At 51.0% G+C, this 24,278-nt stretch carries 23 protein-coding genes and 1 other RNA gene; 7 read left to right on the forward strand and 17 right to left on the reverse strand.

Annotated features, from left to right (window positions below):
* Positions 1-50: 50 nt before the first annotated feature.
* The 8 genes from T458_RS32475 to T458_RS32510 form a co-directional block, all read right to left on the reverse strand.
* A complete protein-coding gene (locus tag T458_RS32475; RefSeq protein ID WP_023554675.1) occupies positions 51-1,118 on the reverse strand; it encodes an HD-GYP domain-containing protein in 1,068 nt (355 codons plus the stop codon).
* Positions 1,119-1,230: 112 nt separating this feature from the next.
* Positions 1,231-1,548 carry a hypothetical protein gene (locus tag T458_RS32480; protein WP_023554676.1) on the reverse strand — a complete coding sequence of 106 codons (318 nt, stop codon included), beginning with the start codon at positions 1,546-1,548 and terminating at the stop codon, positions 1,231-1,233.
* Positions 1,549-1,594: 46 nt separating this feature from the next.
* Entirely contained in the window at positions 1,595-3,157 is a 1,563-nt protein-coding gene (locus tag T458_RS32485) for a solute symporter family protein (protein WP_023554677.1), read from the reverse strand.
* Positions 3,154-3,468, reverse strand: a complete 315-nt coding sequence (locus T458_RS32490) for a DUF485 domain-containing protein (protein WP_023554678.1) — start codon at positions 3,466-3,468, stop codon at positions 3,154-3,156. The genes T458_RS32485 and T458_RS32490 overlap by 4 nt, the downstream gene beginning before the upstream one ends.
* A gap of 249 nt (positions 3,469-3,717) precedes the next feature.
* Positions 3,718-5,538 (reverse strand): solute symporter family protein, encoded by a 1,821-nt coding sequence (locus T458_RS32495; protein WP_023554679.1) that lies wholly within the window; start codon positions 5,536-5,538, stop codon positions 3,718-3,720.
* Between the two features lie 29 nt (positions 5,539-5,567).
* Entirely contained in the window at positions 5,568-5,918 is a 351-nt protein-coding gene (locus T458_RS32500) for a DUF485 domain-containing protein (RefSeq protein WP_023554680.1), read from the reverse strand.
* A gap of 148 nt (positions 5,919-6,066) precedes the next feature.
* The gene (locus tag T458_RS32505; protein WP_023554681.1) at positions 6,067-6,801 is read right to left on the reverse strand and encodes a LytR/AlgR family response regulator transcription factor; all 735 of its coding nucleotides are present in this window, start codon (positions 6,799-6,801) and stop codon (positions 6,067-6,069) included.
* A complete protein-coding gene (locus T458_RS32510) occupies positions 6,801-8,552 on the reverse strand; it encodes a LytS/YhcK type 5TM receptor domain-containing protein (RefSeq protein ID WP_023554682.1) in 1,752 nt (583 codons plus the stop codon). The genes T458_RS32505 and T458_RS32510 overlap by 1 nt, the downstream gene beginning before the upstream one ends.
* Before the next feature lie 132 nt (positions 8,553-8,684).
* On the opposite strand from T458_RS32510, the gene asnB reads away from it, so the two are divergent.
* Positions 8,685-10,532, forward strand: coding sequence for an asparagine synthase (glutamine-hydrolyzing) (gene asnB / locus T458_RS32515; RefSeq protein WP_023554683.1), 1,848 nt, complete (start codon positions 8,685-8,687; stop codon positions 10,530-10,532).
* 42 nt (positions 10,533-10,574) lie between these two features.
* Here asnB and T458_RS32520 read toward each other — a convergent pair whose 3' ends face one another.
* The 4 genes from T458_RS32520 to rnpB form a co-directional block, all read right to left on the reverse strand.
* On the reverse strand, positions 10,575-11,123 hold the full coding sequence (locus tag T458_RS32520; protein ID WP_023554684.1) for a hypothetical protein: 549 nt from the start codon (positions 11,121-11,123) through the stop codon (positions 10,575-10,577).
* A 58-nt stretch (positions 11,124-11,181) separates the two neighbouring features.
* Complete coding sequence (locus T458_RS55940; RefSeq protein WP_023554685.1) at positions 11,182-11,628, reverse strand: hypothetical protein; 447 nt, start codon at positions 11,626-11,628, stop codon at positions 11,182-11,184.
* Positions 11,629-11,769: 141 nt separating this feature from the next.
* Entirely contained in the window at positions 11,770-14,115 is a 2,346-nt protein-coding gene (locus tag T458_RS32525; protein ID WP_031305363.1) for an S-layer homology domain-containing protein, read from the reverse strand.
* A 206-nt stretch (positions 14,116-14,321) separates the two neighbouring features.
* An RNA gene (gene rnpB / locus T458_RS56300) (RNase P RNA component class B) lies at positions 14,322-14,709 on the reverse strand.
* A gap of 140 nt (positions 14,710-14,849) precedes the next feature.
* On the opposite strand from rnpB, the gene T458_RS32530 reads away from it, so the two are divergent.
* Positions 14,850-15,155 carry an iron-sulfur cluster biosynthesis family protein gene (locus T458_RS32530; RefSeq protein ID WP_023554687.1) on the forward strand — a complete coding sequence of 102 codons (306 nt, stop codon included), beginning with the start codon at positions 14,850-14,852 and terminating at the stop codon, positions 15,153-15,155.
* A gap of 13 nt (positions 15,156-15,168) precedes the next feature.
* A complete protein-coding gene (locus T458_RS32535; protein WP_023554688.1) occupies positions 15,169-15,702 on the forward strand; it encodes a gamma carbonic anhydrase in 534 nt (177 codons plus the stop codon).
* A 72-nt stretch (positions 15,703-15,774) separates the two neighbouring features.
* On the opposite strand, the gene T458_RS32540 is transcribed toward T458_RS32535, so the two are convergent.
* Complete coding sequence (locus T458_RS32540; RefSeq protein WP_023554689.1) at positions 15,775-16,455, reverse strand: DUF1385 domain-containing protein; 681 nt, start codon at positions 16,453-16,455, stop codon at positions 15,775-15,777.
* A 76-nt stretch (positions 16,456-16,531) separates the two neighbouring features.
* On the opposite strand from T458_RS32540, the gene yfkAB reads away from it, so the two are divergent.
* Positions 16,532-17,647, forward strand: coding sequence for a radical SAM/CxCxxxxC motif protein YfkAB (yfkAB, locus tag T458_RS32545; RefSeq protein ID WP_023554690.1), 1,116 nt, complete (start codon positions 16,532-16,534; stop codon positions 17,645-17,647).
* Positions 17,648-17,679: 32 nt separating this feature from the next.
* On the forward strand, positions 17,680-17,940 hold the full coding sequence (locus tag T458_RS32550; protein ID WP_023554691.1) for an alpha/beta-type small acid-soluble spore protein: 261 nt from the start codon (positions 17,680-17,682) through the stop codon (positions 17,938-17,940).
* A 66-nt stretch (positions 17,941-18,006) separates the two neighbouring features.
* Here the strand turns inward: T458_RS32550 and T458_RS32555 are convergent, their stop codons facing one another.
* The 4 genes from T458_RS32555 to T458_RS32570 form a co-directional block, all read right to left on the reverse strand.
* A complete protein-coding gene (locus T458_RS32555) occupies positions 18,007-18,195 on the reverse strand; it encodes a hypothetical protein (RefSeq protein ID WP_023554692.1) in 189 nt (62 codons plus the stop codon).
* 97 nt (positions 18,196-18,292) lie between these two features.
* Positions 18,293-19,084, reverse strand: coding sequence for a carbon-nitrogen family hydrolase (locus T458_RS32560; RefSeq protein WP_023554693.1), 792 nt, complete (start codon positions 19,082-19,084; stop codon positions 18,293-18,295).
* A 133-nt stretch (positions 19,085-19,217) separates the two neighbouring features.
* Complete coding sequence (locus T458_RS32565; protein ID WP_023554694.1) at positions 19,218-19,610, reverse strand: LysM peptidoglycan-binding domain-containing protein; 393 nt, start codon at positions 19,608-19,610, stop codon at positions 19,218-19,220.
* Between the two features lie 190 nt (positions 19,611-19,800).
* Positions 19,801-21,339, reverse strand: a complete 1,539-nt coding sequence (locus tag T458_RS32570; RefSeq protein WP_023554695.1) for a fumarate hydratase — start codon at positions 21,337-21,339, stop codon at positions 19,801-19,803.
* 183 nt (positions 21,340-21,522) lie between these two features.
* Here T458_RS32570 and T458_RS32575 point away from each other — a divergent pair, with 183 nt between their 5' ends.
* Both T458_RS32575 and T458_RS32580 read left to right on the forward strand, forming a co-directional pair.
* Positions 21,523-23,508, forward strand: coding sequence for a beta-propeller domain-containing protein (locus T458_RS32575; protein ID WP_023554696.1), 1,986 nt, complete (start codon positions 21,523-21,525; stop codon positions 23,506-23,508).
* Between the two features lie 80 nt (positions 23,509-23,588).
* Positions 23,589-24,275 (forward strand): tol-pal system YbgF family protein, encoded by a 687-nt coding sequence (locus T458_RS32580; protein ID WP_023554697.1) that lies wholly within the window; start codon positions 23,589-23,591, stop codon positions 24,273-24,275.
* Positions 24,276-24,278 lie beyond the last annotated feature (3 nt).

Consider the following 24,278-nt stretch of genomic DNA (forward strand, 5'->3'; position numbering starts at 1 on the left):
GGAATCATTCTACTATAGGGAACTCTCCTGATCTTTGATCTGATTTTCCCTTATTCCATGACACCCGTAATAAAAATGGTAGGCTCCGCACTCAGGTCAATGTCCCGAATATCATGCTGTTCCGCCATGACGTCGCTGGCATGCTGCTCGCGACGAATCACGCGGACCACCGGACGGGAAGGCAGGCCACGGTTCTGGTCGATCACGACACCGATTTCGCCCGTGCTCAGCTTCAGAGAGCTTCCCGTCGGGTAGAGAGCGATCGAACGCAAGAAATGAATCACCATTTTTATATCAAAGCGCTTATCCGCCAAGCCCATGATTCGTTCGCAGGCCACATAAGGAGCAAGGGTCTCTCCCTCTTCGGAAAAAGGAGAGATCAGATCGTCATAATAATTGCAGATCGCCACAATTTTGGCGAACTCATGGATTTCTTCACCTGCCAAACCTCGCGGAATCCCGCTTCCATCCACCCATTCCTGGTGCTGCAAGGGAATATGTGCCGATACGATGCTCATTTCATGCTTCTTTCGCAATACATTGAACCCGAGCCAGGTAAAATGCTTCTCCAGTTCCTCTTCATCGGCTGTGTCTTCTTTTTTGTCTGGTGACGCGCTTATTTTTCCAATATCGTGAAGCAGAGCGCCAATCGCCAGTTCCTTTAATTGATTGGTATTGTACCCCAATCCTACGCCCATGACGGTCGCCATCATGCATACATTGAGCGAGTGTATGTACAAGGAATTGTCCGTTGTCCGAATTTCTCCGAGGTTCAACAGGATCCGGCGATTCCGCAGCACTTCCTCCACGATATTACCCACCGACTTATGAATGCCGCGCACATCCATGTATTTGCCGGATTGCACACATTGGATCGCAGCAGACAAATTGCGAATGGCATCTTTTCGCGTGGTTTCTGTGACGACCTCTTCCATATCGATATCATCTAGCAAGGGGTCTTTAATACTAAGCATGGTCACTCCAAAACGACGCAATTTATTGATCATTCCTACTGTCAATTGAACGCCGGCGTGAAGCAAGGTCAAGCCTTCACTTGTATAAATACTGCGAGCCAGTATATCTCCTGGCTCAACTTGTTCAACAGAGATATATTTCATGGGGTCTTCCTCCTGATTCATCCTCCCCTGTTCATTCCCTATCTTACCGCTCTCGAAACTTCTTTTCCCCAACGTTTGCAAATAAGTAGCACCCTAGCCAACGCGGGTGAGGTTATTCATCCTTGTCCTTCTTCATAACACTGTAGTCGCCACGCACCATGGATACTTCCTCGCCTTGTTGCGTCATCTCCAACTGGTGAAGAATGTCCTCCAGTGCAGCCGCCAACGTCAGCATCAGTTCTCCCGTATTGACCGGCTTTTGGTAGTAGAGACCAATCATTTCATACCCTTTGCGGCGATAAGCCTCTACATCCTCTTCATCCATGGCCTCGCACAGTTCGGCGAGCAAGTCATTCAGCACATCACGCGTTTGTTCATATACATCCTGCTGAGATAATGGCAAAGAATCCGAGATTTTTTTCCCATCCATATGTACCCCCTCCTTCTTTCGTTAGAGTGGGACCCATCTGCCTTCCTTATGCACCCTTTTTCCTCTGTTCCCTCGCTTTTGTCATCCGGATTCCCGTATGAGCCTGGAAAAGCACCTGATCATAACGCGCATCCGCCCCCGGCTCGGGACGGCTGCAATACGTGCCGACGATCGCCCCCAAAAAGCCCAGGGGAATCGAGATCAAACCCGGATTCGTCAGCAAAAAAAACGGTTCGCGCAGGATCAACCCATGCTCTGTATTCATGACCATGGGACCCAATCCGACCAACAGTATGGAAGCAAATAAACCGCTTGCCATGCCGACAATCGCTCCCTGTACCGTAAATCTGCGCCAATACAAGGTAGACAGGATCATTGGCAAATTCGCCGAGGCAGCTACCGCAAAGGTCAGCCCTACCAGGATCGCAACATTCATCTTTTCTGCCCCGATCGCAAGTGTTGTGGAGACAAGTCCCACCACGACAGAGGAGCATTTTGCGACCAAAACCTGCTCACGCTCAGAGGCCATTCCTTTGCGGATCAGATGGCTGTATACGTCATGGGCAAAAGCAGATGAAGCGGAAAGGACCAGTCCGGTCACGACAGCCAATATGGTCGCAAAGGCTACAGCAGAAATATAGGCGGTCAAAAATTCCCCTCCCAACACATCTGCCAGAAGCGTAACAGTGAGATTGCCTCCAAATCCGACATCGCGCAGCACCACGTAGCCGACAAACGCGCTGGCGCCGAAGCCCAGGAAGATCGTCATCAGATAAAAGGCGCCAATGATCCACGTTGCGGTGTAGATGGAGTGGCGTGTAGAGATGGCGTCTTTTACCGTAAACAGTCGTGATACGATGTGCGGCAGACAGGAGGTGCCCATGATTAACGCCAGATGCAGCGAAATGACCTCCTTGGGATCGTTCATTTGATTGCCGGGCTGCAGGAACTTTTCCTGCAGTGGCGTCGCCGTTTTGACATAGTCGAACATCGTCACAAGATTCCAGTCAAAGCGGGACAGCACGATCAGACTGAGGAGAAACGTACCCGTGAGCAGCATGATCGCCTTGATGATCTGAACCCAAGAGGTCGCCACCATCCCCCCGAAGCCGACGTAGATGGTCATCAACACCCCTACGACCATTACGGCCCACTCATATTCGATGTGCAAAAGATGGTGGATCAAAGCCCCTGCGCCGACGAGTTGCGCCAGCATGTACATGATGCAGATCATCAAGGTGCTGCAGGCGATCATTCCTCTCAGCAGCCTGCTTTCAAATCTCACCGCGATTGCATCTGCGAGCGTATAGCGTCCTAAATTGTGCAATGGCTCTGCAATCAACAGCAGCATGATCAGATAGGAGACCAGAAATCCGATCGCGTAGATAAATCCGTCAAACCCGTATATCGCGATGGTGCCGGCAATTCCCAGGAAGGAGGCGGCGCTCATGTAGTCACCGGCGATAGCGATCCCGTTCTGCAGTCCTGTCAGCCGATTGCCCGCTGCATAGAATTCTCTCGTATTGCCTGTCCGTTTCGCGGCCGAATACGTGATCGCCAGGGTGCCAATGATCACCGCCAGAAAAAAAATAACGGAGGATAGATTCACGTAATCTCCTCACTTTCCACGGAGCTGGTGATCTGTGCCGCCATCTGGTCAAAATGACGGGCCCGCAGCATGTAAATCGAGGAGAGCAGCAAGGTCATCAGGCATTGTGCTGCCGCATAGATCCAGGCAAGCGAGATGCTGCCGTACACTGCTTGGTTCATCCATTCCGGCTTGATAATAATCAAAACCGGAAGTGAAAAGTAAAAAAACAGAAAAAACAGACACATTGGAATGAGAAAGCGCTTCTTTTTTTGAATGAGCTGACGAAGGAGAGCAGAGTGGCCGATCATGTTGGACGGGCTTTGGCTCATGGAGACACCTGCCTTGTCTGAATTTTATAAACTTAGCATATCATGGATGTGTTTTCTGTTACACCCAATTCCTTCTTGTTAGGTCTTCATCGAGGACGCTCCCTTTTTTCCTCGACCAGCCTAAACTGCCTCTCCCCACGTAAGGAGGGAGTCTCAAGAAGAAACTACTGTGTGGATATCAAAAAAGATGTCTTTGTGAGCCGAGACTTCAGGCTCGCAAAGACATCCTGATTTGAATTTCACACGAACTTATGCAGAGCGTTGGTCCGCTTCCTTCATCTGCTTGCGAATCCGCTCGGACAATTCATCGGAGCCGTGGATACGCGCCCATATATTGTTGACATAGACTGGCATTTGATTCTTATCCGTGATACTGACCAGATAGATCGTCAGGAAGCTGAGCGGAACGATAAAGATCGATGGAAACGCCAGCGAGCCAAGTGTGGCTCCGAAGCTGCCTGCTGCAAATACCCCTGTCTCTTTCAAGATGTTCATCAGGATAAAGAAGATGGAGCCGCCTCCGCCGACGATCATGCCAGCGATGGCCCCTTTTCGGGTTGTTTTTTTCCACCAGATGGAACTGAGCAGCATCGGAACGAATGCGCCCCCCGAGACGGCAAATGCCCAGGTAACCATCATCGCAATCAAGGATGGATATGCCGTGTCCAGACCAATGGCCGGAATGCCAAGTCCCACCAGCAAGGAGAACAACGACATGGCTACAACAGCAATTTTCCCAACCATTACTTTTTTCCACTCAGGAGCATTCGGATTGACGTAGTTCTCATAGATGTCATGTCCCCAGGAAGCAGCCGAAGCAATCAGCAGACCGCCTACCGTCGAGAACATGGCTGCGAACGCACCTGCTGCTACGTAACCAAGGCCAAACTCGCCAAAGAGCAGTTTCCCCAAGACGGGAAGGATTTGGTCGGATTTGAGCAGGACGCCATCTACGGTCAAAGCTGCCGTGGTAGGATCAGCACCCGCCAATTCCGGAAGAAAACGTCTTCCCCCCAGTCCAACCACCGAGCTCATGATATAGAAGAATGCGACGAAAGCAAGCACCCACAGGGTCGTCAGGCGCGCTACTTTTCCAGACGGGTTCGTATAGTAACGATTCATGATATGGGGCAGTCCCATGGTTCCCAGGACAAGTGCCAGCACCATCGAGAATTGGTTCAGCCAATCATAGCGATGGCCCGGTTCTTGCATCACCATGGTCCGATCCGGATGCAGTTTGTTCACCTGCGGCACAACAACGTGAACAGTGGCGTTCGGGTCACCCTTTTGGACGACGGCATCTACTTCAGTGGCAAATGCTTCAGGCGACATCGTCGCTTTCGCCTTGTCGTATACCCGTTTCCCTTCTTCTCCTTCCATCAACTTCGCTACCGTAACAGTGCTTGCGTTGGTCAATGGCTGGTTTTGTGAAGCGTAATTTCCTACTCCATTGATCAGTACGAGTGCAAATACAAGGAACATCGCGGTGAACAACACCCAGAACTGAATCATCTGGTTGAGTGTGGTTCCCTTCATGCCTCCAAGCGCAACATAGAACATCATGACGACGACAGTAGCGACAACACCTGTCTGATAAGGAGTCATGCCTAGGAAGCCGACACCAACCAGCACATCCCAAGTCGTCCCTGCGCCCACCATCTGCGGTGCCAGGTAGAAGATACAAATCAACTGAACCATGACCACGCCGATGACGCGGGCTTTATGGCTTTTGCCAAAACGGGCGAACAAAAAGTCTGGTATCGTATACTCACCGAATTTGCGCAGCGGGCTGGCCAAAAAAAGCACCACAGGAACAAAAGCCGCCCCAAATCCTATGGCGTACCACATTCCATCCACGCCGGATGCGTATACGGCACCAGCAACTCCGAGAAACGAAGCCGCTGAAAAATAGTCCCCACAAATGGCTGTCGAGTTAGTCATAAAGCCGATCTTGCGTCCCGCCAGGTAAAAGTTGGCGGTACTGGAATTAAAGTTGCGAGTGTACATCGAAATGCCAATCGTCACGACGACTAGCAGAATCACCATCAGGATGGCCCACATATTGAGCATACACATTCCTCCTTCAAACGTATCAGAACTTACATCTTATTGAGTTGATCCTCAAGGCGATTGGCCCTTTTGACAAAGATAAATGCCAGTACCCAGTAAAAGATGTGGAACAGCAGAAGCGTTGTCCAGAAGTTCAGCGTGAGACCAAAAATGAGAGGTGTTCCGTACCACCATTCAGAGGTTCCGCTCAAAAACGGGATAAGCAAGGTGATGAGAAAAAAATAAATTCCGAATGAAAAGCTGAGTCTGCGCTGCGCATGGAAGGAAGCATTTACCTTTTCCAGCTCCTCCTCTGTTACAAACTGTGTCGTCAACGAGATGTCTTGTCCGGCACTGTTCTTCTTGTGCAAATTCTGGCTGACAAGATCCATTTGAGACATACACAAACCTCCTTCAAGATAAATCAGAATTGAAAGCGCTTACGTTATTATAGAAGATTTCGCAAAATTCGGATGATTTTTTGCGCAACATGTCGACTTGCCTGCGTAACATGCAAAAAATCCCATCTGATCAGATGGGATTGTCGAACTATCCTTCCAGTTTTTTCAGGAGGTCTTTGACTGCCGAGCGGGAAACCGGAATACGGAGTTGTTCTTCGTTTTTCAAGATGAGGTTGTAGGCGCCATTAAACCACGGCTCCAATTCTGACACGTACTGCAGATTCACCAGGTAGCTCTTGTGTGTGCGATAGAAATCGTACATTTGCAGCTTTTCCTCCAATTGCAGCAGCGTCATCCGCGCTGTGTAAACCTGCTTCTGGGTATGGATCCGAACATTCCGCTCATCTCTGACGGCGTAAACAATCGTCGCCGGATCAATGACCACAAGTCGGTTATTTTCCTCGACCAGCAGCTTGGCACCGAGTTTGAGCGGTGCGACCTGCTCGGTCTTGTTTTTTTCCAGCCGCTCCCGCACTCGCTGCATGGTATCCCGCAATCGGGTCGGTTCGGTCGGCTTCAACAAGTAATCAACGGCATGCAGCTTGAAGGCATCTACTGCGTACTCCTCATACGCTGTTGAAAAGACGATCAGGGGCTGTTCTTTTCGAGCAGCCAGCATCCGCGCTGCTTGTCCCCCTTCCACTTCCGGCATCTTGATGTCGAGGAACACCACGTCCGGCTTGTACTCCTCGACCATCTCCAGCAATTCTCTACCGTTCGTCGCAAAAGGCAGCAGTTCGACATCTGCTTCCTGCTGCAGCAAGTAGTAAAGTTCTTCCCGTGCGAGTCGCTCATCTTCCGCAATCATGACTCGAATCGGCATCAAGCACTCTCCTCTCCAGACAATGGTAGGCTGAAAGTGACGACACATCCCCCCTCCGCTTTATTGTAATAGAGCAATTCGGCATCAGGACCTCTCAGGCTGACGAGCCTTTGATTGACATTGTGGACGCCGATTCCGTTGCCGTCCTCGCTGTCTGTCGGTACTTTCCCCAGAATCGCCAGCTTCTCGGCAGGGATGCCCGCACCATTATCTTCGATGCTGATGATAACCTGTCGCGGCTGCCTTTTTACGTGCAGCAAAATCTCTCCCCCGATCGGCATGTCGCGCAATCCATGATGGATGCAATTTTCAATCAAAGGCTGCAAGGTGCCTGGCGGGATCAGGGCATCTTCTACTCCTTCGTCGACTCGGCAGCGAACTGCGAACTGTTCAGAAAAACGGATTTTGATAATTTCCAGATACGCGTATAAATGGTCCAGTTCTTGCCTGACCGAGATCAAAGGACTTGAGGTCAGCTTGAGATTGAGGCGCATAAAAGTGCCAAGCTGGATCGTCATATGTCTGGCCAGCTGTGGATCGATGCGGATCAGCGTAACGATCGAATTCAGCGTGTTGAAGAGAAAGTGAGGATGGATTTGAGCCTGCAGCATGCGCAGCTCCGCGTCTTTCATCAGGCTTTTCATCTTTTCTGTCAATGCCAGCGTCAACTGATTGGACAATAAATTGCTCAGTCCTTTCGCCAGGGCCTCCTGCACCTTCCCGATCTGCTGCGGTCTGCGAAAATACAGCTTGATCAGTCCCACTACACTGCCGCCTTCCCGGATCGGGACGAGGATCGCCGCTTGCAGCGGACAGTTGCTTTTTGTACAGGAAAGCACTTCCCGATTCAATCCTTTTTGAATAATACCCGTGTAAAGGACCCGGCGATTCAATTCCCCTCGTATCGCTTCTCCCGCCAAATGGTGGTCGCCTCCTGCTCCGACATGAGCCAAAATTTGCTCCCTGTTCGTAACCGCCACCGCGGCAGCATTCACCTCGTGCTGGAGGAGCAAGGCTGCTGCATGAGCCGTCTGCGGCGTCAACCCCATTTTCAGATGAGGCAGTATGCGTTCTGCTATGGTAAAAGCCCGTTCCGCCTCCAATGCCGCTTTGCGGTCCTCTTCCTTTAGCGCGATCTGGATCATCGTAGTAAAGACGGCAATCGAGATGCTGTTCGTCAGAACCATCGGAATTCCAACCACATTGACGACCGTTTTGACCAAATCAGGAGGTCCGGCCAGTATGAGCATAAAAGACATCTGGATCACAGGTGCGAACATGCCGATGAACAAGGCCTTCGACGGTGAAATAACCCGCTCCTGTGAAAAAAATCGCGCGACATAGCCGGCGAGAAGGCCGGTAATCGGGATGGACAAGCCGATGGGCAACGCTGCGAATCCCCCGAGTCCGTATACATGTGCCCCTGCGATCAGTCCGGCTCCCAAACCGACCAGTGGACCGCCCAGAAGCCCCCCGATGACCACTCCGACCAGCGTAGAGTTGGCGATCATCTCCCGCTCGGCAAGCGAAAAGATCCAGAATGCCGGCATATATGATTCTTCATTGACGACGATACCCGCATAAGTCCCTGCCACTCCAAACAACCCAAACATCAGTGAGTAGAGAATCGAGGTGCCCATGTGGATTTCCCGATCCAGCACCTGGCGAAACAACGGGATTCGCGTGAGGAGAAAGGCAAAAGTAAGCAAAATCCCCATTCGTTCAATGAGCATAATGGTTAAATTGTCCACTTGAACCTCCCATTTCCAAACCGACTTTCTACTATTTCCCTCTTTTTTTCATTTTCCCTTCTGGACAGACAAATCGCCTGGGCATTCTGCATAGGCTGAGTTTGCAATCGCTGCAGGGAAAGGATGATGACGATGTGTGGAATTACCGGATGGTTGGATTGGGAAAAAGACCTTTCCCAGGAGCAGCCTGTTTTGCAGAGAATGACGACGAGGCTCACTTCACGGGGGCCTGACGCGGAAGGCTATTGGTTCCATACGCATGTTGGGCTTGGGCATCGACGTCTCATCGTCGTCGATCCCGCAGGAGGACAACAGCCGATGACTTCCCTCCATCGGGAGCAGGCATGTACGATGGTCTACAACGGGGAATTGTACAATACAGAGGATCTGAGACAGGAGCTGCTCGCTTCTGGACATTCCTTTCGCTCTCATTCGGATACGGAAGTCCTGCTGCATGCCTATCTGGAATGGGGCACGGATTGTCTGAAGCGGCTTAATGGCATTTTTGCCTTTGCGATCTGGGATGAGAGCGCCCAGCGATTGTTTCTGGCACGTGATCGCATGGGAGTCAAACCGCTATTTTACGCCCAAAGAGGCAATTCGTTCCTGTTTGCTTCTGAGCTGAAGGCATTGCTCGCCCATCCAGAGGTGAAACCGGTCCTCTCCCGGGAAGGTCTCGCGGAGGTTTTCGCTCTAAGCCCTTCGCGGACTCCAGGACACGGCGTATTTCATAACGTCCACGAGGTGCGGCCCGGATATATGTTGACCGTGACACGGGATCGGCTCCGTCACCTTCGCTATTGGCAATTGGAAAGCCGCCCCCATTCCGATGACCTCGATCGGACCGTACAAACGGTAAGAGAGCTGGTAACAGATGCTATACAGCGTCAATTGGTGGCCGATGTACCCGTGTCAACCTTGCTGTCTGGCGGTCTCGACTCCAGTGTCATCACGGCTGTCGCTGCTTCCAGCTTCAAGCAGCAGCAACGGGAGACGCTTTTTACCTATTCGATCGATTATGTAGATAACGCGCGACATTTTGAATCCAACACCTTTCAGCCCGATGAAGACGCCCCCTACATTCAGAAGGTATCCGAATTTTTGGGGACGCAGCACCGAACGATCACCTTTGATACCGAGGATCTGATCGATTCCTTGCGCACTGCCACTCTCGCTCGGGACCTGCCCGGCATGGCGGATATCGATGGCTCTTTGTATCTCTTTTGTCGGGAGATTAAAAAGGAGACAACCGTCGTTCTCTCTGGAGAGTGTGCCGACGAGGTTTTTGGCGGCTATCCCTGGTTTCATCGCGAAGAGATGCTTTTCGCAAACACATTTCCTTGGGCCCGAGCAACGAAGGAACGCGCATCCTGGCTCTCGCCCGAGTTGCGGGATTGGGTGAAGCCGGAGGAATACGCAGCGATGCGTTACCAAGAGACGTTGGCAGAGGTTCCTGTCTTGCCGGGAGAAAATCTATTGGAAGCCCGCCGCAGGGAGATGTTCTACCTCAACATCACTTGGTTTATGAACACGCTGTTGGACCGCAAAGATCGGATGAGCATGGCAGCCAGTCTGGAAGCGCGTGTCCCTTTTTGCGATCACCGGATTGTCGAATATGTCTGGAATATTCCCTGGGAGTTGAAAATGTACGGGAATCGGGAAAAGGGAATTCTGCGAAAAGCGATGGAGGGCTATCTCCCGGACGAGGTTTTGTACCGCAAAAAAAGCCCCTACCCTAAAACGCATAACCCCGCGTACACGGAAGCGGTCCGCACGTGGCTGCTGCAGATTCTGGATGATCCGTCCTCTCCTCTGCTGCCCTTGATCGACGTCTCAACCATTCGGCAAATCGCGGCCATGGATGCCAAAGCATCCGGCATTCCCTTTTTTGGTCAATTGATGAGCACTCCACAACTGTTCGCGTTCCTCGCTCAGTTGGACTATTGGCTTCGGGAGTATCGTGTAACCATCCAACATTGAGCTTGGACAAAAGAAGGACAGAAAAACTCCTCTCCCCGGACTTTACGGGGGTTTGAGGAGATTGTTTCTGCCCTTCTGATTTTTCTTCTGTTGATTTCTCTTCTGCTGGTTTCGTGTATGTGCAGTTGCTGCACCTTGTGAACGGTAGCGCAGATCGTATTCGCAATTGGAGCGCTTCATGATGGTAAAAGAGACGGTATTCCCGGAACGAATGAACCGATAATCGACCCGGACGTTCTTGCTTCCTCCGCTCAAGACCGCTGAAATGACTTTCTGGTTCAGACTGTTCTTCTTCCATTTCAAGGATACAACCTTCATTGGAAGCGGAGGATAGATCCGATAGGGCACACACAGCTTTCCTTTTACCAGGCGTAGCCGCAGATTGCGAATCATCCTCTCCGTCAGCTTGATCCCCCAGTACCGCCGAAAAATGCGAGATATTTTTCGCTTGCTGCCATAACGTTCAGGGAGCGGCGTATAATCGACGCCATTCACGGTGTAGACAGGCTTCCCCCTTGGTGACGCGGCAATCTGTGTCCATACTTGTTCAGCCTGTTCGATAAATTGCTTGAATTGGCGCAACTGATCCACTGTTTTCACCTCCTCCTTAAACCCTATGGAGAAAGGCTCATGCTAGTACGCCCTTTTGCTACCCCATTTTTTTGCCGCTTTCCTCCCAGGGGTAATTGATGGATTGAGGCTTGCGAATCAAGAGTCGCACCAGGAGATAAACGACATAGTAAAGAAGAGCGGGAGCTGCCCCGCCCCATATCCATGCCTCAATCTCGAACACGTTGAATAGTAGCAAAGCCAAAAGCATGCCAGCTAACGTATAGCATATGATGTTGACGAGGTAAAAAAGGATCGTAGAACGGCGGAAGATGCGCTTCGTGATGGTGTCAATCAAAATCGAGCAAGGTATGCCTCCAAGAACGTAAACAGGTGTTGCATAGATGAGATAGATGAACACAAGGGAAGAAAAAGACATATAGGATGTGTTCGGTTGGCGCTCTGCGATAGGTGTGTGTTGAAAATAAGCCAAAATGCTGCAAAAAATGATCGATGAAAGAAGGGCAGACAGCAGTCTTCTCAACATATTTATTCCCCGCTCACATTTTTAATGGTGTAGGTTTACTTCCTTCTACCTTACGCGAATCAGGTGTTTTTTTCCAGGTAATAAAAAGCTGACCGCTTCCCTTTTGTGGAGGAAACGGTCAGCTTCTTTACGTACGTAGTACTATCGTTTCAAAACGACGATGGCGTAGACTTGCCCATCTGCTTTGGTCCACAGATCGATTTTATCGGTTTTCTTCAGATCGTCTTCATCCATGTCAGAGCCGTCGTAATATTTCACTTTCGCATCCTCAGCCAGCTTCAGACTGGTAGAGACATCCTCGAAAAAGACGTACTTGTCACCATTGACGCGGGACTCGATGCCGATGAATTTCACTTTCTCTTCCGCTTTTTTCCCTTGCGCGGTTGCTGCCGTCACCTCTTGGTCGCGATTCAGCGTCAATGTCGCATAGAAGAACTGATCCAGATCTTCGACCGCATCCTCTTCGCTAACATCGTATTTTTTGCCGTCCAGAACGATTTTGGCCGATGTGATCTCTCCGTTGTCCCGGCGGATCTCCACTTCTTCCACCAGACCGCTCACCGTTTTCAGCGCTCCGGAAATCGCTTTAACCTTGCCGTCGCTGTCGAGCGTCAGTGTGTATTCCTTGTCGTTGGTAGCAGCGTTGTTGTCGATGCTGACACCAGACAGCAATTCGTACACCTTGCCGTTTACCGTGATTTTACTCCCGGATTTTTTCGTCACATAGCCTTTCACTGTCTGGCTTTCTACTTCCAGCTCCACAATATCGTTCGTTCCCACATTGTATTTCCAGGAGACGATTCGGTAGTCATCCAGCTGATTCGCCTTGATCGTAGTGGCGGAAACACGTTTGCCATCGATCGTCAGCTTGGCTGTCGCCAGCAGGTTGTAGGTTTTCTTGTCGACTTTGATGGTTGCCAGTTTCACAGGCGGACCAGCCTGATAAGCAGTTGTGCTTCCAATCACTTTATTGCCAGCCACTTTTGTGCCCTGCTCGACTTTCTTCAGTTGACCATCCTCGTCAAAGGTCAGAATGGCGATTTTGCCGTCCTGCAATTCGTCGAGTTCGTCTACTTCCTCATCGTCCACGATCAACTCTGTGTCTCTCGTTACTTCATACTCTGCATTGCCGATCAGGATGAGATTTTCATCCGTGTCGATTTTGATTGTCTCCGTTGCACTCAGCTTGGTGTAGACGACAGTGCTTACCTTACCGTCCACGTCGAGCGTCAGTTCTACCAGGTCACCTTTTTCCATATCCGTAAAAGAACCGGCCACCTCTTTGGCTTGAGGGTGCGCTTTTCCTTTCACAGTTGCACCGCTGGCCAGGACGTATGTCTCAGAACCCACTTTCAGCTCTTTTTTGGCATTGGTCCCGCTTACCGCCGAGATTTTCTCGATCAGGCCGGATGTCGTATTTTTGGAGAATGTAATGGATTCGACTCTTCCGTCATCTCCCAAAACAGCGACGAATTTTTGTCCAATCTGGGAGCGCGTTACGTTTACTCCGTTGACGACCTCCAGGACCACCTCTTTGCCGTTGACAATCGCCTTGAACTGTTTCTCATCCCCGACCTTCGTGCTTGCGTTGAGTCCTGTTTTGATTACTCCTTCGACGATTTGGGAATCCGCAGTCGAAACGATGAGAAAATCAATGTTCCCTTTTTTCAGCAGGTATTCAACCTGCGCTCCCACTACGATGTTGCCGTACACCTGGGCTTTGTCGTCAATGGTGATTTCATCCTTCTGACCTGTAATCTTCAACTTTTTGCTTGTTTTGTTGTACGCGGAGACGATTCCTTTCACCACCGGCAGCTTTTGATTGGTGCCATCCGCATTGCCGTTGCGGTCGTAGTAGGCGCCATTGGCATACACCGGCGTCTCCATGAAACGGCTGGTATACTTTGCTACGGTGTCGCGCTGTGCAGCGGCGGTCGGAGTTTCTGCCGATTCGTAGATTCCTGTCTTATTGGCTTCCAGAAGGTACGGATAATACCATTCGCCAACCGTAGGTGTGCTTACGTTGATTTTAAGCCCTTGGACAAATATCGTCAGCGCTTCTGCAATTTTCACGTTGTTGTTTGGTTTGAAAGTCCCGTCCGGGTATCCTTTGATGATCCCTTGGGAGACTGCGAGATTGATGTAACCTGTCGCCCAGTGATCCGCAGGCAAATCTTTGAAAACGGTCGAGCCTTGCAGCAGTCGGGCCTGCTCATCGGTATATCCCATCGCCAGTACAGCAATTTTCGCAAACTCGGCACGGGTTACTTCCTTTTTCGGCCGGAATGTTCCGTCCGTGTAGCCTTTCAGGACCCCGGCGTAATTCAGCTTGAGAATCGAATCCTTGTTGGCGTTTTGAGCAATGTCGGACAATGGCAGTGACGTAGCAGCCAATCCCATGTTGGGCAGTGCCAGCATCCCCATCAGGACAGCAACGGCCATCCCGGTCTTACAAGTTTTCGCAGATAGTGCTTTCCATGTTTTCACAATGAACCCCTCCGAATGATCGATGGATAAAGAACGCAAAAGCAGATTTTGGTTAAGCGCTCTATTTGACGTCACCATTCACAGAAAGGTTGCACACACCATCGTGGAAAATATTTCTGGTGATGCCGGAGAGTGAAATCATGATGTACAAACGCAAAAAAACCGCCTGATCATCAGACGGTTTTGCGTTCATATCCAGCAGGAAATGCTGTAAGCCAGGTTCTGTCTCTCCCGTGCTGCAAGCGGGACAAGTCCCTCGCACAAAGAGCGGTAGTCATCTATCTATGGTGCCTGCAGACACCATCCGCCCCTCCGTTTGATTCCTTTGGGACGGTTCCCCTACCAAATTTGGGTTTCTCGCTCGCAGGGTTTACCGCGTTCCATCTTCCCTGTCGCCAGGAAAGCTACGTTTCTGTGGCACTTTCAGCGTACTCGGGCCTCAGAGAGAGCCCTTTCCACGCCGTCAGCGAGATCTAGTCTCACTGCCCTGGTTTGCACCAGGTACGAACACTCCAAGCATCTCAGCCTGGGCGAGCCTGGACTTTCCTCTACCGCCGACCGGAAAACCGATCGCGGCAGCGACTACCCGCATTTCCTGCACATCTCGAATTTGTATTCTAACTCTACCACACACCTGTTCGCAGGTCAACAAGCGACTCTTGGCTGCACTGCCAAATTGTTCCCCTCACTTTGCTGTAGTACAATAGGTATCGGGCAATGAGGAGGGATATGAAATGATCATCACACCCTATGCTGCGGCTCGCCTTTCGTGGATGATCGCCGATGAGCCGGATGCAGACAAGCTTGGGATCAGGCTCATCATGACTACCACGGGATGCGGCAGCTACACGTACAGCATCGCCATTACCGAAAAGGACGAGAGCGATCGCGAGTTGGACGTGCGCGGCATTCGCCTGTTTTATAAACATACAGAAGAAGATCAGCTTGCGGGCATCTTGATAGACTGCGACGCGGCGACCAATCGCTTTTCCATCAGCCACAGCCTGCCGCTGCAAACAGACTGTCCGCATATCAACTGACCAGGAGGCAACCATGCTACTTCTACCATTTGAAAATGTCGAACCGCGTATCCATTCTTCCGTTTTTCTCGCCAAAGGCGTTGTCGTCTCCGGTGACGTCGAGATCGGCGAAGATTCCTCGATTTGGTACAATTGCGTCATTCGCGGCGATATTGCCCCGACCGTAATTGGCCGTCGTGTCAGCGTACAAGACAACAGTACGCTGCATCAAAGTCCGAATAATCCCCTCATCTTGGAGGATGAAGTAACCGTCGGCCACAACGCTGTCCTGCACAGCTGCATCGTACGGCGTGGCGCCTTGATCGGCATGGGAGCCATCGTCCTCGACCGCGCTGAAATCGGAGAGGAGGCTATGGTCGCTGCAGGCGCGCTCATCCCTCCAGGAATGAAGGTTCCGCCGCGCACACTCGTCGTCGGATCGCCTGCCAAGGTAAAACGCGAGCTGACCGAAGATGACTTCAAGGAATTGCGCCGCATCCGCCAATCCTATGTGGACAAGGGAAAAACCTACCGCAAACTGGAAGAAAATCCGCTCGACCGCAAATAGCAAATATGCTGGATCGTGAAAAAAAAGCCGTTCTGCTCAGGTTGCAGACGGCTTCTTCGTTTTCGTTCCTGATTACGCTGCTTCTTTTGCAGTCATATCGCGAATATGTTCATACAGGAGATAGGAGCGAATCGCCGTCTCCAGATGCAGCCGATCCGGTTCCTTGGTCGTAAAATGCTTTTGGGAAAAGGCGGAAAGCTGGTATACAAAACGGAACGGCTTGCGCAGGTAGCGATCCCCGAACATGCCGGCTAACAACAGTAGTCCCCCGCATACAAGGCTCCATTCCAGCGGAAGAAATAGAAAGGCAAGCAGAAATCCGGTAAAAAACCAGATGACCAGATTTGTGGAACAGCCGTCGTTGACGATATTGGCTCGCGCAATCTCGCCAAGGGCCTCCATAGACTTCCTTCCTTGATAGCTGAACACTTTGTGTTCTGCTCCATGAAATTTTTTTAATCTGCGAGGAAATACGAAGTGAAAGCCAGCCAGGTAGATGGCAATCCAGGCAGGATCTACAATCGCCCAGGATGGCTTGAGAAAAGCAGCTACCGCATAACAGATCAGGAACAGGTGAAAAACTTGGTAATACCAAGGGAAAGAGAAAAAAATCCGGTACCAGAGCTTGCCTATCGTTCGAACCGTCATTTTTTCCGCCCACAGGTGGATCACGCCGTCTTTCACTTCGGCACAAGCGAGAACGTTGCGATCATGAAAAAGCACTCCACGGCCAAATGATATTCCCATTATCATGATGAGCTATTCTCCTCCCGTCCCCAAGTCGCTATAATAAGAAAGTATGTTTACATAAATGAAGGAGGTCCACCCCGTGATTCGCATGGTTCCAAATACTCCTCTGACGCCCTCTCAAGATCCGTGGGAGCCGTTGCATGCAGCGACACCGCCCGCGTATCGTTTGACGAGCGTCGAATTTACCGTCACCAATCTATGTAATCTTCGCTGCGAGCATTGCGCAGTCGGAGATACGCTTCGATACAAGGATGATCCTTTTTTGCCCATAGACTTGATCCTGCGTCGTCTGGATGAGGCCAAAGACCTGCGTACTATCAGTATAACAGGCGGCGAACCGATGTACAGCGAACGGACCGTCAAGGAAGAGATTCTGCCGCTCTTGAAATACGCGACAGAGCGAGGCTTGCGTACACAGATCAATTCCAATTTAACGATGCCATTTTCCCGTTACGAGCTGATTCTCCCTTACATAGATGTGATGCATATCTCGTGGAACTGGACGACCCCTGAGGAGTTCCATTCTATTGTTTACGCAAAAGCACCTCGGGAGGTTTCAAGCAAACAGGCAGAAAACCTGTTTGTTCAGATCATGGAAAATGCGCAAAAGTTGGCTCAAGCGGGAGTTTTTGTATCCGCAGAAACCATGCTGAACCACCGGACTGCACCCAAGCTGGATATTCTGCACAGCCAGATTCAGGAAATGGGCAGCAAACGCCATGAAATCCATCCGATGTACGCAAGCGACTTCGCCCGAGATCTTTCCGTCCTCTCCCTGGATGAACTTCGCGATAGTATTCACCACTTGCTAGATATTCGCAACGAAGAGCTGTGGATGCTGTTTGGGACGCTCCCCTTTTTCGCGTGCAGCCCTTTGGAAGCGGACAGAGAACTGGTTCATCGCTTACGTCGCAGCAAAAATGTGACAGTTCGCAATGATCCGGATGGTCGCAATCGATTAAACGTGAATGTCTTCACAGGCGACGTGATCGTAACTGATTTCGGTGACGTAGAGCCGCTTGGCAACATCCATCATGAGCCATTGCAGTCGATGTTCGACCGCTGGCAGGCCCATCCGCTAAACCAGACGATTAATTGCTTCTGCCCAAGCGTCGCCTGTTCCGGCCCCAATCTGCTTGTCGCCAATACTTACTACCAGGGAACGGACTTTACGAAGCGCAAAGCCATCCTCTAAGTCGGGCAGACTAAGCCCAGAGGTGAGATGCGATGAGCAGACGCAGAAGACCGCTCGTTCCCCATGCTCGTGCAGGTTTGGATGCCTTGAAAGCAAAAGTCGCAAATGTGAGCGATCCCGACCAGGCGAAATACGAGGTGGCCGAAGAATTGGACGTACCTTTGCAGCATGGCTACAACGGTCAGCTAAGCGCTCATGATGCGGGGCGCGTCGGAGGACAGCTCGGCGGGAACATGGTCAAGGAAATGGTTCGTATGGCGCTCGAAGCTGCGAGTCAAAAAGATCGTATGTAGGAATTTTGGGCGCACAACAGAAAGCACCCCGCTGTTTTTTATAAACACGGGGTGCTTTTATGCATATCAACGCATACGGTCCAATTTTTTGGCGCTTGCCTTACGCTGTCCAAGCATGGTGCGACTGATAGTGTTAACCTTGTGAAAAGAATCGAATACTTGATCCAGAACCTCCACAAGCTCACGTATCTGCACGACTTTGCCATAAACACCCAAAAAATGATGCCGCACATTTTTTCCATTCAGCCCGAACAAGTCCGCACCTCCTCCTCCATCTTCTACTGCTACCTTATGCGGGTGGAGCAGAAGTGGAAATGGAGAAGCAAGGAGCTATGCGCCCATTTTTTCAACGTTAGAATGTATACAGGTTGGGACGTCGGTCGTCATAAACCAAGATGCGGCTCCGCACCTCATCTACCAGTGACAAGTCCAGCTCGGCCCTGACGATTTCCTCCTGCTGCATGCCTTCCGCTACGATTTCCCCCCAGGGATTGACTACCAGAGAATGGCCGCAGAACATGTTGCCGCCGCCTTCTCCTACCCGATTGCATGCAACGACGTACATCTGGTTTTCGATTGCTCTCGCGATAAGTAGCTGTCGCCAATGATCCAGTCTCGGATGGGGCCATTGAGCCGTGACGAACAGAACTTTTGCTCCCCGCAGGGCGTGGAGCCGAACCCATTCAGGGAAGCGGATGTCGTAGCAGATCACGGAAGCAACACATTGATCGTCGAGTTGAAACATGCCAGGCTGCTCTCCGGCGGCCATGAATTGATCTTCCTTCATCAAGCGGATCAGGTGAACTTTGGAGTAGGTTCCGGCCAGTTGCCCATGCCGATCATATGTATAAGTCGTATTGTAGACTTGTCCCGCTCGTTTTTCAGCGATCGAACCGCCAATGACGTGACAGTTGAGCTTTTGTGCCACTTCCTTCAACAGGCTATGGGCTCGCCTTCCCTCCGGATCAGCGATCTCTCCCAGTCTTCCCAGATCATATCCGGTATCCCATAATTCCGGCAAAATGACAGCATCCACGCTCTCCCCTCGTGCCAACTGATCGACGAGGCGTCTTACGCTTTCTACGTTTTGCTCAGGCTGACCAAAAGCGATGTCCATCTGGAGCATCGCCACCTTCCACTTCATAACGTTCCCCCCTGAACCTCTATTTCTTCCATCGTAGCCTTCCCCCGAAAAGAGATCAAGTGAAAACTAGATAGAATACTATGAAAAATGAAAATACCCAAAGACATTAAGTCTTCAGGCATTTTGGAAAAACCTAGGTGCGAGGAGTAGGCGCCGGACGAGTTGGACGAGGTGGCGGCGTAGTCGGACGCGGACGCGGTGTTGGAGTCGGACCTGGCGTGCCTCGCTCCAGACGGGTAACCCTTGCTTCCAGACGATCCACACGCCTTGTCAAATCATCTACCCGGTCGTCCACTCTGGTAAAATCGGCACGCAGAGCATCCACACGATTTTCCACTCTTCTCAATCGACGCTCTACGTCACTTGCGGGAGATTCAGGCGCTGTGACAGGGATGTAGATATTCTGACCTACATAGATATAATACGGATACGCGATATTGTTGACGCGGATCAGTTCTTGCACAGGAACACCGAAACGAGCAGCGATACTATTCAGCGTATCACCGGCACGGACGACATAGTTCACGAATAGCCCCTCCTCCAGGTTTATCTTTCGCTACTAACCTATGCCCGCCCGCCCGATCCGGAAATAAACCAATACCCATTTTTTCTCAAATGGTCAAACGCCTATGACGAAAGCCGTTGCGGGCTGTATCTCACCAAGGCAAAAAACACTCTGGCACCAATTTTGAAGTGCCAGAGTGTTTTTTCGATTCTTATTTGAATACCGGCGCAGCAAATTCTGCCAATTTTTCCAGCGAGGATTTTTCCACGTCTGCATGCAAGCTGTTGCCGTGCGCATCCATGGTGACGATTGCTGCAAAGCCTTTTACGCGCAAATGCCACATCGCTTCCGGAACACCGAATTCCAGGAAATCTACGCCTTCTACTTTTTCCAGGCATTCTGCGTAATACTGCGCGGCCCCTCCGATTGCGTTGAGGTAAACAGCGCCATGTTCTTGCAGTGCTTTCAAGGTTTTGGCTCCCATTCCGCCTTTTCCAATAACGGCGCGAATGCCGAACTTCTTGATGATCTCGCCTTGGTAAGGTTCCTCGCGGATGGAGGTAGTAGGGCCCGCTGCCTTTACATGCCACTCTCCAGCTTCGTCCTTGAGCATAACAGGACCGCAGTGATAAATGATCCCGCCGTTCAAATCTACTGGACAATCGTTTTCCATCAGATAGCTGTGCAAAGCATCGCGTCCTGTGTGCATCTCGCCGTTGATGATGACCACGTCGCCTACTTTCAGGCTGCGAATTTGCTCCTCCGTGATCGGAGCTTGCAGGACAACCTCGCGACGCTCAGGCTGTGCAGCTTCGCTCGCTGCTGCCGCTGGGCTCAGATCCATCGCTACCTCTTCATCTTTGTACAGGTAACGGAGAATTTCGCCTGTCTTCGCGTTGAGACGTACGCCTTGACGGCGGAACGCCCAGCAGTTGTAAGCCACGGACACGAAGAAGCTGGCAGGCAGACGGTTTTCTACGCCGATTTTGCAACCGAGCAAGGTCGCGTTTCCGCCGAAACCCATCGTTCCGATGCCCAGTTGGTTCGCGGTTTCCATGATGTAGTCTTCCAATTTCGCCAAGTCCGGATTCGGATTCACGTCATCGACACGACGGAACAGCTGATGCTTGGCTAACGCATAGCCAGAGGTGCGGTCGCCGCCGATACCGACTCCGATAAAGCCCGCGCTGCAGCCCTGTCCTTGCGCCTGATAGACGGCGTGCAGGATGCACTTGCGGATGCCATCCAGATTGCGTCCCACTTTCCCCAAGCCTTCCAGTTCACAGGGCAGCGAATACTGGATGTTTTTGTTTTCACAGCCGCCGCCTTTGAGGATCAGCTTGATCTCGATCTCATCCTCTTCCCACTGCTCGAAGTGAATGACGGGTGTACCAGGACCCAGGTTGTCCCCTGTGTTGTGCCCGGTCAGGGAATCGACAGAGTTGGAACGCAGCTTCCCGGTTTTGGTTGCTTCTGCAATTGCTTCTTTGATCGCTTTTTTAATGATAAGCTGGTTTACTCCGACTGGCGTTTTCACTTCAAAAGTCGGCATGCCTGTATCCTGGCAAATTGGCGATACATTTTCTTCTGCCATCACGATGTTCTGTGCGATTGTGGACAGAGAAAGTGCTGCACGAGTGCCCAAATCTTCATTTAATTTTGCTGCATTGACGGCACGACGCACGTCAGGCGGCAAGTTCGTGGAGGTATCCGTGATCAGCTCCAGGATGCTTTGTTTCAAGTTTTCCATCTATGACGCCCCTTTAGACGAAGTGGTGTGATTGGTATCATAAACCGCCTATAATTATAGCACATGCCTTCTCCCGTGTCCGTAGATTATGCTCCTTCGAGTGTGAAACATTTGATTACGGCAGACGTCTTACCAGATAAGTATCAGGAAATTCTTAACAGAGAGAGACAAAGGGGGATCAGCATGAAAAAAAGAGGTTGGGTCTGGCTCGTCGCATCGGCCCTTGTCCTGACGACGACAGCCTTTGCCGTAGCCGGAAGCGCGGACAGCGAAGTCGAGGCAGCCTACATCGAAAAGGACGGACTGCCTGTCGTCGGTTCCTATGAAAACTTGAAGAAGCTGTTGGCAAAGGATCTCCAGCAACAAAAGCTGATGTACAAAACCACCGTCGCAATGGAGTCCGCGCCGGTAGCCGGCAGCGCCGAACCGCAGTCAGCTCCGGCAGCTGCCAATGTCGCAGAATCTGCTGCTGCTGACTACTCGACAACCAATGTCCAGGTCCAAGGCGTTGACGAAGCTGATGTGGTCAAGACGGACGGAAAGTACATCTATCAAGCCACTTCAAACGAGATCCGGATTGTGCAAGCTGATCCGGCCGGCAAGATGCAGCTGGCAAGCCGCTTGAGCTATACGGAGGGAACGTTTGAACCATTGGAATTGTATGTGGATGAAAACAGGCTGGTCATAATCGGACAGTCTTTTGAGACGCTTGCTATAAAGAAAAACGATTCCGCCAAAAAGGTAAAAATCGCTCCTGGCTATCACAATCTGCATGTAGAAATGCTAAAAGCCCAGGTCTATGACATTACAGATAAACAAAAACCAAAGCTGACACGCGAGCTAGAGATGGAAGGAAGCTATTTGTCATCCCGCAAAATCGGAAGCAATCTGTATCTCGTCGCCAATCATCGCATCAATACCTTCCAGATCATGGAGGACCTAGGCGATCCTGCTCCGATGTACCGCGATCAAGCTCCCGACAAACAAGCAGAACCCCAAAAGCTTCCGTATGGTGACATTCATTACTTCCCGGAAAGCCTGACACCCAATTACCTGATGGTCGCTGGCGTCGATCTGGATAAACCCAACCAAAAGATGAAGGTGCACTCCTATCTGGGAGGCGGGGAAAATATCTACGCCTCTATGGAAAATCTCTATGTCGCCGTATCCGAGTACAAAAATGAAATGCCAAAACCAAGCGTGTCGTCTTCAGAGTCCAATTTTGCCCCCATCAACGAAAGCGTAAGCACGACCTTGTACCGCTTCGCCTTGAAAAACGGAAATCTGGATTTTTCAGGGAAAGGGAGTGTGCCTGGCAATGTCTTGAACCAATTCTCCATCGACGAGCATGACGGTTATTTGCGCATCGCAACGACCAGCGGCAATATCTGGCGCACAGACGAAGGTACGTCTAAAAATAATCTGTACATTCTCGACCGGGACCTGAAAATCCATGGAAAACTGGAAGGGATCGCTCCAGGAGAAAAAATCTACTCGGCCCGCTTCATCGGGGACCGCGCGTACATGGTAACATTCAAGACTGTCGATCCCCTGTTTGTCATCGATGTCAAAAAACCGGATGCACCACGTGTGCTGGGGGCATTGAAAATTCCGGGCTACAGCGATTATCTCCATCCGTACGACGAAAATCATCTCATCGGATTTGGCAAGGAAGCGGAAGCGGAAAAGGACATCGCGTATTATCAAGGCATGAAAATCGCTTTGTTTGACGTGACCGATGTAACCAATCCGATCGAGAAATTCAAGACCGTCATCGGAGATCGGGGCACCGATTCGGAGCTGTTGCACAACCACAAAGCCCTTCTGTTCTCCAAGGAGAAGGAGCTGCTGGCCTTTCCGGTAACAGTTCGTACCCTTAGTAGTGAAGAAAAGGCAAATCGCAGGATTCAGGCATACGGCCGTTTTTCCTTCCAAGGGGCCTACGTATACCGGCTCAATCTGCAAGAAGGCTTTGTCCTGGACAGCACGATTACCCATCTGTCAGCCGAAGATACCCTGAAAGCCGGCGATGAATGGTATGACAGCAAGAAAAATATCAGACGAATCCTGACGATCGGCGACACGCTGTACACGGTATCGGAAAGCCTCATCAAGTCCCAGAAGCTTGAAGATCATCAACCGATCAGCACACTGAGCCTGACAAAATAGCGGTAATTCTCTGTCGCGCAAACGGGTTCTGTGCTAAGATGAACAGGTAGACGTAGCAGGAAGAAAGGGTGTCACCGCTCATGGAATATTTGAACCTGAATCTGACTTCAACAATCGCGGGATTGGCGGTCGTCCTATTGGTCATGTTTGCGCGACTTCACTGGCCCTTCCGCTATCAATATATCTCCCATTTGTTCAAAAGCCGTACCGAGCAGCGTTTGCGTTGGCTCGATGCCTCTTACCGCAAGAATCGCGCCCGCTCCGTTGCGATGCTGGATAAATCGACCTATGAGATCCTGATCGGCAATTACGAGCTGGCAGAAAAATATATTGTGCAAGGATTAAATGTCTGCAAGGAACGTCCTTCTCTCTTTAACCAGGCGATGATTCACTATCTGTTTTACAACCTGGCCATCGTGTACTATTCGTCAGGCCGCTACAGCGATGCGTTGGAAGTCGCCTTCCGCGTATACCAGCGCGACCAGGGAATGACCGATTCATTGGCCGTTATCGCTTGCGCCCACGCGAGACTTGGCGAAGTGGAAAGCGCCCAGGAGGCGTTTAAATTGATCTCCGGCAAGCGCTCGGCACGAGATTGGCGGTTGCTCTGTCTCGCAGAGATCGAAGCCGCCAAAGGAAATTACGAGCACGCGCTAGCGCATTTGCGTCAGTTAATGAGCAAGTCCTCCCATTTTTTGCACCTGAACAGAGCTGAATTGGAAAAACGGCTGGAAGAATGGCAGAAGGCATCTACGCAGGTAAGTTAATTT

Source organism: Brevibacillus panacihumi W25 (assembly GCF_000503775.1).
GTDB classification, from domain to species: Bacteria; Bacillota; Bacilli; order Brevibacillales; family Brevibacillaceae; genus Brevibacillus; species Brevibacillus panacihumi_A.

What these genes read in the sequence shown, in the direction of transcription:
- asnB (WP_023554683.1), top strand. Translation starts at nt 8,685, where the DNA reads ATGTGTGGAATTACCGGATGGTTGGATTGGGAAAAAGACCTTTCCCAG.
- T458_RS32530 (WP_023554687.1), top strand. Translation starts at nt 14,850, where the DNA reads ATGATCATCACACCCTATGCTGCGGCTCGCCTTTCGTGGATGATCGCC.
- T458_RS32540 (WP_023554689.1), bottom strand. Translation starts at nt 16,455, where the DNA reads ATGATAATGGGAATATCATTTGGCCGTGGAGTGCTTTTTCATGATCGC.
- T458_RS32490 (WP_023554678.1), bottom strand. Translation starts at nt 3,468, where the DNA reads ATGAGCCAAAGCCCGTCCAACATGATCGGCCACTCTGCTCTCCTTCGT.
- T458_RS32580 (WP_023554697.1), top strand. Translation starts at nt 23,589, where the DNA reads ATGGAATATTTGAACCTGAATCTGACTTCAACAATCGCGGGATTGGCG.
- T458_RS32550 (WP_023554691.1), top strand. Translation starts at nt 17,680, where the DNA reads ATGAGCAGACGCAGAAGACCGCTCGTTCCCCATGCTCGTGCAGGTTTG.
- T458_RS32495 (WP_023554679.1), bottom strand. Translation starts at nt 5,538, where the DNA reads ATGCTCAATATGTGGGCCATCCTGATGGTGATTCTGCTAGTCGTCGTG.
- T458_RS32560 (WP_023554693.1), bottom strand. Translation starts at nt 19,084, where the DNA reads ATGAAGTGGAAGGTGGCGATGCTCCAGATGGACATCGCTTTTGGTCAG.
- T458_RS32480 (WP_023554676.1), bottom strand. Translation starts at nt 1,548, where the DNA reads ATGGATGGGAAAAAAATCTCGGATTCTTTGCCATTATCTCAGCAGGAT.
- T458_RS32570 (WP_023554695.1), bottom strand. Translation starts at nt 21,339, where the DNA reads ATGGAAAACTTGAAACAAAGCATCCTGGAGCTGATCACGGATACCTCC.
- T458_RS32535 (WP_023554688.1), top strand. Translation starts at nt 15,169, where the DNA reads ATGCTACTTCTACCATTTGAAAATGTCGAACCGCGTATCCATTCTTCC.
- T458_RS55940 (WP_023554685.1), bottom strand. Translation starts at nt 11,628, where the DNA reads ATGTTGAGAAGACTGCTGTCTGCCCTTCTTTCATCGATCATTTTTTGC.
- T458_RS32475 (WP_023554675.1), bottom strand. Translation starts at nt 1,118, where the DNA reads ATGAAATATATCTCTGTTGAACAAGTTGAGCCAGGAGATATACTGGCT.
- T458_RS32575 (WP_023554696.1), top strand. Translation starts at nt 21,523, where the DNA reads ATGAAAAAAAGAGGTTGGGTCTGGCTCGTCGCATCGGCCCTTGTCCTG.
- T458_RS32505 (WP_023554681.1), bottom strand. Translation starts at nt 6,801, where the DNA reads ATGCCGATTCGAGTCATGATTGCGGAAGATGAGCGACTCGCACGGGAA.
- T458_RS32500 (WP_023554680.1), bottom strand. Translation starts at nt 5,918, where the DNA reads ATGTCTCAAATGGATCTTGTCAGCCAGAATTTGCACAAGAAGAACAGT.